Annotated in this window: 11 protein-coding genes; 10 read left to right on the top strand and 1 reads right to left on the bottom strand. The window is 58.1% G+C overall.

The features are described from left to right. The first annotated feature begins 11 nt into the window (after positions 1 to 11). The 3 genes from JWV26_RS13335 to JWV26_RS13345 all read left to right on the top strand — a co-directional run bounded on the left by JWV26_RS13335 (position 12) and on the right by JWV26_RS13345 (position 3,618). Positions 12 to 812, top strand: a complete 801-nt coding sequence (locus tag JWV26_RS13335) for a thermonuclease family protein (RefSeq protein WP_206417049.1) — start codon at positions 12 to 14, stop codon at positions 810 to 812. After that, on the top strand, positions 809 to 2,245 hold the full coding sequence (locus JWV26_RS13340) for a M48 family metalloprotease (protein ID WP_206417050.1): 1,437 nt from the start codon (positions 809 to 811) through the stop codon (positions 2,243 to 2,245). The genes JWV26_RS13335 and JWV26_RS13340 overlap by 4 nt, the downstream gene beginning before the upstream one ends. Before the next feature lie 104 nt (positions 2,246 to 2,349). After that, on the top strand, positions 2,350 to 3,618 hold the full coding sequence (locus tag JWV26_RS13345; protein ID WP_017678537.1) for a malic enzyme-like NAD(P)-binding protein: 1,269 nt from the start codon (positions 2,350 to 2,352) through the stop codon (positions 3,616 to 3,618). Positions 3,619 to 3,708: 90 nt separating this feature from the next. On the opposite strand, the gene JWV26_RS13350 is transcribed toward JWV26_RS13345, so the two are convergent. Further along, entirely contained in the window at positions 3,709 to 6,120 is a 2,412-nt protein-coding gene (locus tag JWV26_RS13350; protein WP_196457609.1) for a penicillin-binding protein 1A, read from the bottom strand. A gap of 181 nt (positions 6,121 to 6,301) precedes the next feature. Between JWV26_RS13350 and JWV26_RS13355 the strand changes: the two genes are divergently transcribed. Genes JWV26_RS13355 through aroB form a run of 7 tightly spaced genes read left to right on the top strand, consistent with a single transcriptional unit; the run spans position 6,302 to position 12,918 of the window. Then, the gene (locus JWV26_RS13355; protein ID WP_017678539.1) at positions 6,302 to 7,366 is read left to right on the top strand and encodes a pilus assembly protein PilM; all 1,065 of its coding nucleotides are present in this window, start codon (positions 6,302 to 6,304) and stop codon (positions 7,364 to 7,366) included. Further along, complete coding sequence (locus JWV26_RS13360; RefSeq protein WP_206417051.1) at positions 7,366 to 7,941, top strand: PilN domain-containing protein; 576 nt, start codon at positions 7,366 to 7,368, stop codon at positions 7,939 to 7,941. The genes JWV26_RS13355 and JWV26_RS13360 overlap by 1 nt, the downstream gene beginning before the upstream one ends. After that, the gene (gene pilO, locus JWV26_RS13365) at positions 7,938 to 8,564 is read left to right on the top strand and encodes a type 4a pilus biogenesis protein PilO (RefSeq protein ID WP_196457603.1); all 627 of its coding nucleotides are present in this window, start codon (positions 7,938 to 7,940) and stop codon (positions 8,562 to 8,564) included. Before JWV26_RS13360 ends, pilO begins: the two co-directional genes overlap by 4 nt. Further along, complete coding sequence (gene pilP / locus JWV26_RS13370) at positions 8,561 to 9,085, top strand: type 4a pilus biogenesis lipoprotein PilP (RefSeq protein ID WP_196457600.1); 525 nt, start codon at positions 8,561 to 8,563, stop codon at positions 9,083 to 9,085. The genes pilO and pilP overlap by 4 nt, the downstream gene beginning before the upstream one ends. A gap of 54 nt (positions 9,086 to 9,139) precedes the next feature. After that, complete coding sequence (locus JWV26_RS13375) at positions 9,140 to 11,239, top strand: type IV pilus secretin PilQ (protein WP_196457961.1); 2,100 nt, start codon at positions 9,140 to 9,142, stop codon at positions 11,237 to 11,239. Positions 11,240 to 11,244: 5 nt separating this feature from the next. Beyond that, a complete protein-coding gene (aroK, locus tag JWV26_RS13380; protein WP_206417052.1) occupies positions 11,245 to 11,763 on the top strand; it encodes a shikimate kinase AroK in 519 nt (172 codons plus the stop codon). A gap of 51 nt (positions 11,764 to 11,814) precedes the next feature. Then, a complete protein-coding gene (aroB, locus tag JWV26_RS13385; RefSeq protein WP_072423358.1) occupies positions 11,815 to 12,918 on the top strand; it encodes a 3-dehydroquinate synthase in 1,104 nt (367 codons plus the stop codon). Positions 12,919 to 12,925: the final 7 nt, after the last annotated feature.

Below are 12,925 nucleotides of genomic sequence, written 5' to 3' on the forward strand. Positions count from 1 at the left end.
CGGAATCTGGCATGCGCCACTCCGTGATACTGAAAAAGGCGTCCCTGGTGGGCGCCTTTTTCGTTTCTCTGCTTTGCGTCGATCTGGCTCAGGCCTTCTGTCCGTTACGCACAGATCTGGCTCAGGTCGTCGTACGTCAGGTGGTCGATGGCGACACCGTGCGTCTGGCCGACGGGCGCAGCATTCGCCTGATCGGCATCAACGCGCCTGAGTTGGGGCGCAAGGGGAGCAGCGACGAGCCTTTCGCTGTGCAATCCAAGCGTCGTCTGCAGGCGTTGGTCGATGCCAGTGATGGCCGTGTCGGCCTGCTCTACGGCGAGCAGCGCAAGGATCGTTACGGTCGTACCCTGGCCCACCTTTACGACCGTCAGGGGCGTAATCTGGAAGCACAGCTGCTGGGTGAAGGCCTTGGGTTCATGGTCGCCGTGGCGCCCAATAGTGCACTCGTGAGTTGTCAGGTAGAGGCCGAGCGCCAGGCACGGCGTCAGCGTCTGGGTGTGTGGCGCACCGAGCAAGTGAAGACGGCTGGCCGAATAAAAAGTGGCGGCTTCGCCTTGCTCGGCGGGCGGGTTACCGGCGTGCAACGCAATCGTGGCGGCCTCTGGCTCGATCTCGATGGTGGTCGGGTATTGCGCGTGGCGCCAGAACTGCTCGGCGAGTTCGATGTGCGCGCCTTGCAGCGGCTCGAAGGGCGACGGGTGGAGGCGCGGGGCTGGGTCATCGATCGCCAGAGTCGCGGTGGCTTGAAATCTGGGCAGGCGCGCTGGATGCTGCCGCTTACTCATTCGGCGATGCTGGAGGTGTTGCCATGATACGCGCATTGACGCTGTGTTTTATCTGCGGCTGGTTGGCGGGTTGCGCGGTCAATCCCGCCACGGGCCGCACCGATTTCGTGATGATGAGCGAGCGCCAGGAGCTGGATCTTGGTGCGCGTTACAACCAGGAAATCCTCAAGCAGTATCCGCGCTATGAGGACGCCAAGTTGCAGGCCTATATCCAGCGCGTCGGCGAGCGGGTGGCACGCAGCAGCCATCGCAATCAGCTCAACTATGTCTTCACTCTGGTAGACAGTCCGGACGTCAACGCCTTCGCCCTGCCGGGGGGCTACATCTATATCCATCGTGGCCTGCTCGCCTATCTCAATTCCGAAGCGGAACTGGCGGCCGTGCTGGGCCACGAGGTCGGTCACGTGACCGCGCGCCACAGCGTGCGCCAGCAAAGCCAGTCCACGGCCTGGGGGCTGCTAGGTCAGGCTGCGGCCATCGGTACCGGTGTCGGGGCGGTAGGGGATCTGACCAGTGCCATGGGCAATGCTTTCGTGCGCGGCTACGGGCGCGACATGGAGCTGGAAGCCGACGGCCTTGGCGCGCAATACCTGGCGCGTGGTGGCTACGATCCGCAAGCGATGATCGAGGTGGTCAAGGTGCTCAAGGCGCAGGAGGATTTCGCCCGCGAGCAGGCAGCCAAGCGCGGCGAAGCTCCCGCGGCGGGTGGCTACCACGGCTTGTTCGACACCCACCCGGACAATGATCGTCGTCTGCAGGAGGTGATCGGTCCTGCACGTGCGCTGGTGGGCGGCAATCAGGAAGTGGGGCGCGACAACTTCCTGCAGATGCTCGATGGCCTGGTGTTCGGCGATTCGGCCGCCAGCGGCATTCGTCGTGGGCGCAATTTCTATCACGGCGAGCTGGACTTCACCCTGACCTACCCGCAGGGCTGGCAACTGGTCAATCGCCCCGATGTGTTGATCGGCCACACCCCGGATGAGCAGGCTTTCATCGCCATGACCCTGGAGGCGGCGGACAAGCGTCTGTCGCCCGCCGAATTTCTGCGCCAGCGCGTCGGCAATCAGCGTCTGGTGGCCGGCGAGGAGTTGCGTCTTGGCGCGCTGCAGGGCTATACGGCGGTGTTGCAGGGGCAATCGGCGCGCCGTGTTGCGGTAATCTATCGCGGTGACAACGCTTACCTGTTTGTGGCAGCGGTGAAAGGGCGTGCCTCGCTGGAAACCGAGGACCAACGTTTCCTTGAGGTTATCCGCAGTTACCGGCCGCTGAAGCCTGCCGAACGCAAGCTGGCCGAGCCAGTGCGCCTGCACCTGGTAAGGGCGAAGGCAGGGCAGAGCATCTCCGCTTTGGCCAAGAATTCGCCGCTGCCAGTCGATGGCGAGGCCCAGTTGCGTCTGCTCAACGGGCTCTACCCAAGCGGTGAGCCGCGTGCTGGAGAGTGGCTGAAAACGCTGCGCTAGCGCGGCGCTTCAATCGCGACCGAACGGTCTTGTGCAGGTGTATACAACTTGCGTATCCTCGGCCGCCTGCCCGTTCAACAGCCAACAAAAGCGGAAATGCCACTATGTCAGATCTAAAAACTGCCGCTCTCGAATATCACGCCCAGCCCCGCCCCGGTAAGCTGAGCGTCGAGTTGACCAAAGCCACCGCTACTGCCCGCGACCTGTCGCTGGCCTACAGCCCGGGTGTCGCTGAGCCGGTTCGCGAAATCGCTCGTGACGCCGAGCTGGCCTACCGTTACACCGGTAAAGGCAACCTGGTAGCCGTTATTTCCGATGGCACCGCCATCCTCGGCCTGGGTAACCTCGGCCCCCTGGCCTCCAAGCCGGTGATGGAAGGTAAAGGCGTGCTGTTCAAGCGTTTCGCCGGTATCGATGTATTCGATATCGAAGTCGATTCGGAAAGCCCGCAGGCTTTCATCGACACCGTCAAGCGCATCTCCATCACCTTCGGCGGCATCAACTTGGAAGATATCAAGGCCCCCGAGTGCTTCGAGATCGAGCGCGCACTGATCGAGCAGTGCGACATTCCGGTATTCCACGATGACCAGCACGGCACTGCGATCGTTACCGCTGCCGGCATGCTCAACGCCCTGGAAATCGCCGGCAAGACCCTGGAAGAGGCGAAGATCGTCTGCCTGGGTGCCGGTGCTGCCGCCATCTCCTGCATGAAGCTGCTGGTGAGCATGGGCGCCAAGGTCGAGAACATCTTCATGATCGATCGCAAGGGCGTGATTCACGCTGGCCGCGATGATCTGAACCAGTACAAGGCGGTATTTGCTCACGAAACCGATCGTCGCACCCTGTCCGATGCGCTCGACGGCGCGGACGTATTCGTCGGTCTGTCCGGCGCCAACCTGCTGAGCCCGGAAGATCTCCAGCGTATGGCGGCCAACCCGATCGTCTTCGCCTGCTCCAACCCGGATCCGGAAATCAAACCGGAGCTGGCGCACGAGACGCGCAACGACGTGATCATGGCCACCGGTCGTTCGGACTATCCGAACCAGGTTAACAATGTGCTGGGTTTCCCCTTCATCTTCCGCGGTGCTCTGGACGTGCGCGCCACCCGCATCAACGAAGAGATGAAGATCGCCGCAGCGCTGGCGCTGCGTGATCTGGCCAAGTTGCCGGTACCGCAGGAAGTCTGCGACGCCTACGGCGGTATCGAGCTGTCGTTCGGTCGTGAGTACATCATTCCGAAGCCAATGGACCAGCGTCTGATCACCGTGGTTTGCGATGCAGTGGCCAAGGCTGCCATCGAATCCGGCGTGGCGACTCTGCCCTATCCGAAGCACTATCCGCTCAAGTCGGTGGATGAAGTGTTCAACGGCTGATCGGCCTGGCAATAAAAAACCCGCTTCGGCGGGTTTTTTATTGTCGATGATTCGGCTCAGGGCGACGCTTACTGTCGTGTGAGCCTTATCCTAGAACAAGTCGATCGGCGCCATCTCGTCGGCCGGTAGCGGGCTGCCAGGCACGCCCATGCCAGGTTCGAACTCGCTCATCGGAGGGGGCGAGTCTTCACTCTTGAACAGTTCGAAATAGGCGTCCGGTGTGCCGGGTGCGGCAGCGCGGCCACTGATTGGGTCGACGCGCAGCGTCAGTAGCCCCTTGGGTTCCTTGGGCAGATGGTTGGGGCGATCCTTGAGTACTGCGCCCATGTAGTTCATCCAGATCGGCAGCGCGACAGTGCCGCCGTACTCATGGCGGCCCAGGCTCTCCGGCTGGTCGAAGCCGGCCCAGACGGTGGTGACGTAATCGGCGTTGTAGCCTGAGAACCAGCTGTCCTTGGACTCGTTGGTGGTGCCGGTCTTGCCTGCCAGGTCATTGCGGCCAAGGGCGAGAGCACGGCGGCCGGTACCGCGCTTGATCACGTCCTGCAGCATGCTGGTCATGATGTAGGCGGTGCGCTCGTCGATGATCTGTTCGGCGACCTTGGGCTCCTCCAACGGCAACTCATCAGTTGCGTTGACGGTGAGGTTGGCGTTCTCCTCGGTCGGTGCGCTGCCTGGCACGCGGGCCGGATTGGCGCGGAACAGCGGCTTGCCGTTGCGGTCATCGATTCGTTCGATCAGGTACGGCTCGATCTTGTAACCGCCATTGGCGAAGACGGCCCAGCCCTCAGCTATTTCCATGGGGGTCAGGCTGGCAGTGCCGAGTGCCAGTGACAGGTTGCGTGGCAGATCCTGCGGGGCGAAGCCGAAGCGCTCGATATAGCGCAAGCTACGGTCGATGCCCATGTCCTGCAGCAGGCGGATGGAAACCAGGTTGCGCGACTTGTACAACGCTTCGCGCATGCGAATCGGGCCGAGGAAGGTGTTGTTGTCGTTCTTCGGACGCCACTTCTGTGACAGGTAGTCGTCGGAGAGGATGATTGGCGCATCGTTGACCAGCGTCGCTGCAGTGTAGCCGCTATCGAGAGCCGCGCTATAGATGAAGGGCTTGAAGCTCGAACCCGGCTGGCGCTTGGCCTGCACGGCGCGGTTGTAGTTGCTCTGATCGAACGAGAATCCACCGACCAGTGACTGAATGGCGCCGCTGTATGGGTCGAGGGAAACCAACGCGCTCTGCGCAGCGGGGACTTGGGTGAAACGCAGGCTGCCATCCTCCTGGCGCTGCACGCGAACGATATCGCCGATCTGGGTGACATCGCCAGGCTGCTGCGGCCGCGGTCCGAGGCTGTTGGTGTTGAGGAAAGGACGTGCCCATTTCATGCTGTCCCACGACACCGCTTGTTCTTCGCCGTTACGGGTCAGTACCAGAATGCCGCTTTTCTCGACCTGGGTAACCACGGCAGGCTCCAGGCCGCCGATGCTGCGGTACTTGGCCAGCTCGGCCAGCCAGGTTTCGCGGGTCATGCCCGGCAGGCGACTCTCAGGACCGCGATAGCCGTGGCGCTGGTCATAGGCGATCAGTCCGTCACGCAGGGCGGTGTTGGCCACTTCCTGCAATTGGCTGGGCACGGTGGTGGTGACGTTGAAACCTTCGGTGTAAGCCTCGCTGCCATAGCGACCGACCATCTCCGCACGCGCCATCTCGGCTATATAAGGCGCGCTCAGTTCGGGAGCAGGTACGTGATAGCGCGCGTCGACTTCTTCGGCCAGGGCTTGCTCGTAGCTGGCCTGATCGATACGGCCCAGGCGATACAGGCGGCCGAGAATCCAGTCGCGGCGCTCCTTGGCGCGGGTCGGATTGACCAGCGGGTTGTAGCGCGACGGTGCTTTCGGCAGGCCGGCGATCATCGCCATTTGCGCCAAGTTCAGGTCACGGATCGATTTGCCGTAGTACACCTGTGCAGCAGCTTCGATGCCGTAGGCGCGGTGGCCGAGGTAGATCTTGTTGACGTAGAGCTCGAGGATCTCGTCTTTGCTCAGTTCGCGCTCGATCTGCAAGGCCAGGAGAATTTCGGTGGCCTTGCGCGAGAAACTGCGCTCGCTGGTGAGGAAGAAGTTCTTCGCTACCTGCATGGTGATGGTGCTGCCACCGCTCTGAATCTGGCCGCTTTTCAATAATTGCGTGGCAGCGCGCATCAGGCTGGTCACATCGACGCCATAATGATTGGCGAAATTATCGTCTTCGGCTGCCAGCAGGGCGCTGATGAATTCCTTGGGGATTTCGTCGAAGCGAATGGGCGAACGGCGCATCTCGCCGAACTCGGCGATCAGCTTGGCATCGCTGCTGTAGACGCGCAGAGGAATCTGCAGCTGTACCTGGCGCAGCGACTCGACGGACGGAAGGGTCGGGCTAAGATAAAGAAACGCGCCGCTGAAACTGAGCAACAGCCCACAAAAAACGGCAACGCAAGACCACCAGATGAACTTCAGCAGGCGTATCAAAATGTTCGGAATTCCAAGTAAAAGAATGAGTTAAGCAGGAGTCGAGGCTAAAAGGGAAAAGCTGATCACATTATAAGCGTTTTTTTTCCCGGGGAGCCATTTGCGCTTCTGTCAAGACTGATATTTAATGTGGAAAAACATAAATAGTCCGTAAGTCGCGGATGCCAATAGGAAAACGGTCGTGCTAGGGCTCTTCACTAAGAAAGCGAATACGCTGCTGGGGATCGATATCAGCTCGACTTCGGTCAAGCTCCTCGAACTGAGTCGCTCGGGAAGCCGCTACAAAGTAGAGGCTTATTCAGTCGAGCCGCTTCCACCTAACGCAGTGGTCGAGAAGAACATCGCCGAGCTGGAGGGGGTCGGTCAGGCGCTCTCTCGCGTATTGGCCAAGGCCAAGAGCGGCGTCAAGACGGCTGCAGTTGCTGTGGCGGGTTCGGCTGTCATCACCAAGACCATCGAAATGGAAGCAGGTCTTTCCGAGGACGACTTGGAAAACCAGCTAAAGATCGAGGCCGATCAGTACATTCCCTACCCGCTGGAAGAAGTCGCCATCGATTTCGAAGTGCAGGGGCCGGCGCCGCGCAACCCCGAGCGGGTCGAGGTGCTGCTGGCTGCATGCCGTAAGGAGAACGTGGAGGTCCGCGAGGCTGCCCTTGCGCTCGCAGGACTTACCGCGAAAGTGGTCGATGTCGAGGCGTATGCCCTCGAACGCGCTTACGGTTTGCTGGAGGCGCAACTGGGCGGCGGTCACGATGAGTTGACCGTCGCGGTGGTGGATATTGGCGCGACGATGACCACGCTCAGTGTTCTGCATAATGGCCGCACCATCTACACCCGCGAGCAGCTTTTCGGGGGCAAGCAGCTGACCGAGGAAATCCAGCGCCGCTACGGCCTGTCGGTCGAGGAAGCTGGGCTTGCCAAGAAGCAAGGTGGTCTTCCAGATGACTACGACAGTGAGGTTTTGCAACCGTTCAAAGAAGCTGTCGTTCAGCAGGTTTCGCGCTCGCTGCAGTTCTTCTTCGCCGCCGGGCAATTCAATGATGTTGACTACATCCTCCTGGCTGGCGGCACCGCGTCCATTCCTGATCTCGATCGGTTGATCCAGCAGAAGATTGGTACGCAGACGCTAGTGGCCAATCCCTTTGCCGATATGGCGCTGAGCAGCAAGGTCAACGCCGGTGCGCTGGCCAGTGATGCGCCGGCACTGATGATTGCCTGTGGTCTGGCGATGAGGAGTTTCGACTGATGGCGCGGATTAACCTACTTCCCTGGCGTGAACAGCTGCGCGAGGAGCGCAAGCAGCGGTTTCTGGTAAGCCTTGTCGGTGTCCTTGTTGTGGCTGCTGGCGTTGTTTTTCTGGGCGATCAATTGCTCAGCGGGGCAATCGATCAGCAAAATGCCCGCAATGAATTCATAAGGAAAGAAATTGCGGTCCTTGATGCTCGTATCAAGGAAATCAGTGAGTTGAAAACTCGCCGTCAGCAACTACTGGAACGTATGAAAATTATTCAAGACCTGCAGGGGAATCGCCCTATTATCGGGCGCGTTTTCGATCAGCTGGTGAGAACTTTGCCGGATGGCGTGTATTTTTCCAATGTGAAGATGGTTGGGGCGAAGATCGATATTCTGGGTGCTGCAGAGTCTAACAACCGAGTTTCCAATCTGATGCGTAATTTGGATGCCTCTGAGTGGTTGAGCGCGCCCAATCTAACTCAGGTCAAGGCGACAACGGCGGGAGCACTGGATCAGGCCAATGTTTTCCAATTGAGCGTCCAGCAGACTCAACCTGCAGCCGAGGCAGTCGAGGGTAATAAAAAATGAGTCTGGCCGAATCCATTGAAAGTCTGCGCCAATTTGATCTGAGTGATCTTGATTTTAATAATATAGGTTCCTGGCCCGGTGCCGTGAAGGCGGTTGTCTTTGCCCTGTTTTTCGTGGCAGTACTTGGTGCCGGTTATTACTTTCATCTGAGTGATCTTCAGGCTGGCCTTGAGCGTGTTACTTCTGAAGAGGAGAGCTTGAAACAGCAGTTCTCGATCAAGGCGTCTCAGGCGGCGAATCTTGAAGCCTACAAGGAGCAGATGAAGGAGATGGAGGTTTCTTTCGGTGCCTTATTGAGTCAGTTACCCAGCGATACTGAAGTACCTGGCTTGCTGGAAGATATTACACGTACCGGGCTCGGTAGCGGGTTGGAATTTGAGGAGATCAAACTGCTTCCAGAGGTAACGCAGCAGTTCTATATCGAGTTGCCGATCCAGATGGCGGTGGTCGGTGGTTATCATGACCTGGCTACCTTTGTCAGTGGTGTGGCGAGTCTTCCTCGTATTGTGACCCTGCATGACTTTGAAATTAAGCCGGTTGAAAAAGATGGTTCGTCTTCTACTTTGCGGATGACTGTTCTTGCAAAGACTTATCGTTATAACGATAAGGGGCTGGAGAAATGAAAGCGTTTAAATTGCTGTTTTTGACTTGTTTATCTACAGGGTTGATCGGTTGCAGTGGCAGCGACTTCTCTGATCTCCAGGCGTTCATGGAGGAAGTGCGTTCCAGGCCTAAGGGAGCCATTGAGCCGTTGCCTAAGGTTCCTCCCTATGAAGCCTTTACCTATGGTGCTGCTTCTCTGCGAAGCCCTTTTCAGCCGCCAGTCAAAATTGACACTGTCAGTCGCGTCAAGGGCGCTCCGGAAGTTCGCCCTGACGAGACCAGAGTCAAGCAATTTCTGGAAGGCTTTAATATCGAAGTCTTCGAAATGGTGGGGACGCTTTCGAACGATAGTGGTTTTTTCGCGCTTGTGGGTGGGGCTGGTGGGGTTCACCGGGTCAAGGTTGGTGACTATTTGGGGCGAAATCATGGGCGTGTGGTGTCCGTGGATGAGGCCAAGATCGACGTAATAGAAATAGTGCCGGATGGTGATCAGGGTTGGCTTGAAAGGCCGCGAAGCCTAACGCTCAAAGAGCGCTCTTAACAGGCGGGAACAAATATGAAAAATAATTTTCAGTCTGCACAACGGAAGTATTTAATGAACAACTCGTTCTCGCGATTCGGTCTTTCTGTTGCGGCCTTTTTAATGTCTCCTGCCCTGCTCGCAGCAAGCTTGAACGGCTTGGATGTCGCAGCTCTGCCAGGAGACCGGGTCGAGTTGAAATTAACCTTCGATGAGCCTATTCCAGCGCCTCGAGGCTATACTATCGAGCAGCCTGCACGTATTGCGCTCGACTTGCCGGGTGTATCCAATCGTCTGGGTAGCAAGAATCGTGAAATAGGCATGGGCAACGCGCGTAGCCTGACCGTAGTTGAAGCCAAGGATCGCACCCGCCTTATTGTTAATCTGACTAATCTGGCACCGTATACGACTCGCGTTGACGGCAATACGCTGTTCGTGGTTGTCGGAGATGGGCCAGTATCTTCTTCGCCAAGTGTCAGCTCTGTGCCGGTTGCAAGCCCTGCTCCTGTCGTATCGGCACCGGCTGCTCGCGCTATGGCTGGTGTTCGTTCTGTGAGTGACATCGACTTCCAGCGTGGCGAGCAAGGTGAGGGGAATATAGTTATCTCCTTGTCGGATCCCAAGATCAGTCCAGATGTTCAAGAGCAGGGAGGGAAGATCCGAATCGACTTTCCCAAGACTCAATTGCCCGAGTCACTGCGTGTGCGGCTAGATGTAAAGGATTTCGCTACGCCGGTTCAGTTCGTCAATGCCAGTTCCTCCGCTGATCGTGCGAGTATCGTGGTGGAGCCAGCCGGGCTTTATGATTATCTGGTGTTTCAGGCGGACAACAAGCTGACGGTCAGCGTCAAGCCTCTTACGGAAGAGGATGCCGTTCGCCGTAAGGCTGATCGCTTCACCTACACAGGTGAAAAGCTTTCTCTGAACTTCCAGGACATTGATGTGCGTTCGGTCCTGCAGTTGATCGCCGATTTCACGGATCTGAACTTGGTTGCCAGTGATACGGTTCGCGGCAATATCACCTTGCGTCTGCAGAACGTGCCTTGGGACCAGGCCTTGGATCTGGTGCTCAAGACCAAGGGGCTCGATCAGCGCAAGGTCGGTAACGTTCTGATGGTCGCCCCGGCAGATGAGATTGCTGCTCGTGAACAGCAGGAGTTGGCCGTGCAGAAGCAAGTTGCCGAGCTTGCGCCGCTGCGTAAAGACATCATTCAGTTGAACTACGCGAAGGCATCCGACATTGCCAAACTCTACGAAGAGGGTTCTTCCGGTGCGCTGAAGGATGATATGCGGGGCTCGGTGATTTTCGATGACCGTACCAATAGTCTCATCGTAACCCTGACTCAGGAGCGTATCGACGAATTGCGTCGTATTGTCACCCAGTTGGATATTCCGGTACGCCAAGTAATGATCGAGGCACGTATCGTCGAGGCGAATGTCGATTACGACAAGTCGCTTGGTGTTCGCTGGGGTGGGAACATCGGTTCTGGCAATTGGAATGCCTGGGGTAAGAACGGTAATCTCGAACTTGGCGAAGAGACCGATGGTGTTCAGCAGATCGATGTTCCTTTCAACACACCTTTCGTTGATATGGGTGTGAACGGAAGCACCTCGGGTATTGGTATTGGCTTCATTACGAATAACACTGTCTTGGACCTGCAGTTGAGTGCGATGGAGAAGTCTGGTTCTGGTGAGGTTGTTTCACAGCCGAAGGTCGTGACGTCCGATAAGGAAACCGCGAAGATCCTCAAAGGCACCGAAGTGCCTTATCAGGAGGCGAGTTCGAGCGGTGCAACCAGCACTTCTTTCAAAGAGGCTGCGCTATCACTCGAGGTGACGCCGCAAATCACGCCCGACAATCGCGTTCTCATGGAGGTGAAGGTTACCAAGGATGCTCCTGACTTCTCTGTGGCATCTTCAACGGGTGGCATCCCCGCCATCAGCAAGAACGAAGTCAATGCCAAGGTTCTTGTGGCTGATGGTGAGACGATCGTCATCGGTGGTGTGTATTCCAACACCCAGTCCAAGTCAGTGGACAAGGTGCCCTTCCTGGGAGATCTCCCTTTTATCGGTCGGGTGTTCAAGCGTGATCTGGTTCAGGACAGAAAGGCGGAATTGCTTGTATTCCTCACTCCGCGCATCATGAACAACCAAGCCATTGCCGTGAACCGATGACCTAAGTGCGGAATGTAATCCTCGTGGGCCCGATGGGAGCTGGAAAGAGCACCATCGGGCGTTTGCTTGCCAAAGAACTGCGTTTGTCTTTCAAAGACTCCGACAAGGAGATCGAGCAGCGCACCGGTGCTGATATACCCTGGATCTTCGATGTCGAGGGTGAGCAGGGCTTTCGTGAGCGGGAGCGGGCGGTGATCGCCGAGCTGTCGAAGCAGGACGGCCTTGTGCTGGCTACCGGTGGTGGTGCAGTCATGCGCGCGGAAAACCGGCAGGCACTGCATGCTGGCGGGCGTGTCGTCTACCTGCATACCTCGGTGGATCAGCAGATCGACCGCACGTCGCGGGATAGAAACCGTCCGCTGTTGCGCACGGCCAATCCAGCTCAGGTGCTCAGTGATCTGATGGCCATGCGTGATCCCCTGTACCGAGAGGTTGCCGATATCATCATCGAGACGGATGAGCGTCCGCCGCGTATGGTGGTTCAGGAAATTCTGTCGCGTCTGGAAGCCTTGTCGCCCCGTTAAAGCGCGGGGCGAACTGCGCTATCCTAGTGGCCTTTTTATCCTGGGGGCCTCATGCAGACTCTTCATGTCGATCTCGCTGAACGCAGCTATCCCATTTATATCGGTCAGGGGCTGCTGTCCCGACCTGAACTGCTCACTCAGCACATAGCTGGTCGGCAGGTGGCGATCGTGACCAATGACACCGTCGCGCCGCTGTATCTGCAAACGCTGCTGCAGGTGCTCGAGGGCTACAGCGTCACCTCCGTGGTGCTGCCCGATGGTGAGGCGTTCAAGAATTGGGAAACCTTGCAACTGATCTTCGATGGACTGCTGAGCGCTCGACATGATCGCCGCACCACTGTCGTGGCGCTTGGTGGCGGTGTTATCGGTGATATGGCGGGCTTTGCTGCGGCCTGTTATCAGCGTGGCGTCGATTTCATCCAGGTCCCGACGACCCTGCTATCTCAGGTCGATTCGTCGGTGGGCGGCAAGACAGGCATCAATCATCCACTGGGCAAGAACATGGTGGGTGCCTTCTATCAGCCCAAGGCCGTTCTGATCGATACGAGCAGTCTGAACACTTTGCCCGTTCGCGAATTGTCGGCTGGCCTTGCCGAGGTCATCAAGTATGGCCTGATCTGCGATGAGCCCTTCCTGGTATGGCTGGAGCAGAATATGCCGGCCTTGCGTGCGCTTGATCAGCAGGCGCTTACCGAAGCTATCGAGCGATCCTGTGCGGCCAAGGCGCGTGTCGTCGCTGCGGACGAGCGTGAGTCGGGAGTGCGTGCCACTCTCAATCTCGGCCACACCTTTGGGCATGCCATCGAGACCGAGCAGGGGTATGGCGTGTGGCTGCATGGCGAGGCCGTTGCCGCTGGAACGGTGATGGCGCTGGAAATGTCCTATCGCCTGGGCTGGCTGTCGGCGGCGGATCGAGACCGAGGTGTACGTCTGTTGCAGGCTGCCGGGCTGCCAGTGGTGCCGCCGCAGGATATGACGCCTGCGCAGTTCCTCGAGCATATGGCAGTGGACAAGAAGGTGCTCGATGGTCAGCTGCGTCTCGTGTTGCTCAAGCGATTGGGTGAGGCTGTAGTGACTGCTGACTACCCGCGTGAAATTCTCGACGCCACGCTGCGTAGCGATTACGCAGCGCTGGCTCTGTCGTCCAACTCTTGAAGAGTGA

The organism is Ectopseudomonas toyotomiensis (assembly GCF_017167985.1).
Classification (GTDB): Bacteria; Pseudomonadota; Gammaproteobacteria; order Pseudomonadales; family Pseudomonadaceae; genus Aquipseudomonas; species Aquipseudomonas toyotomiensis.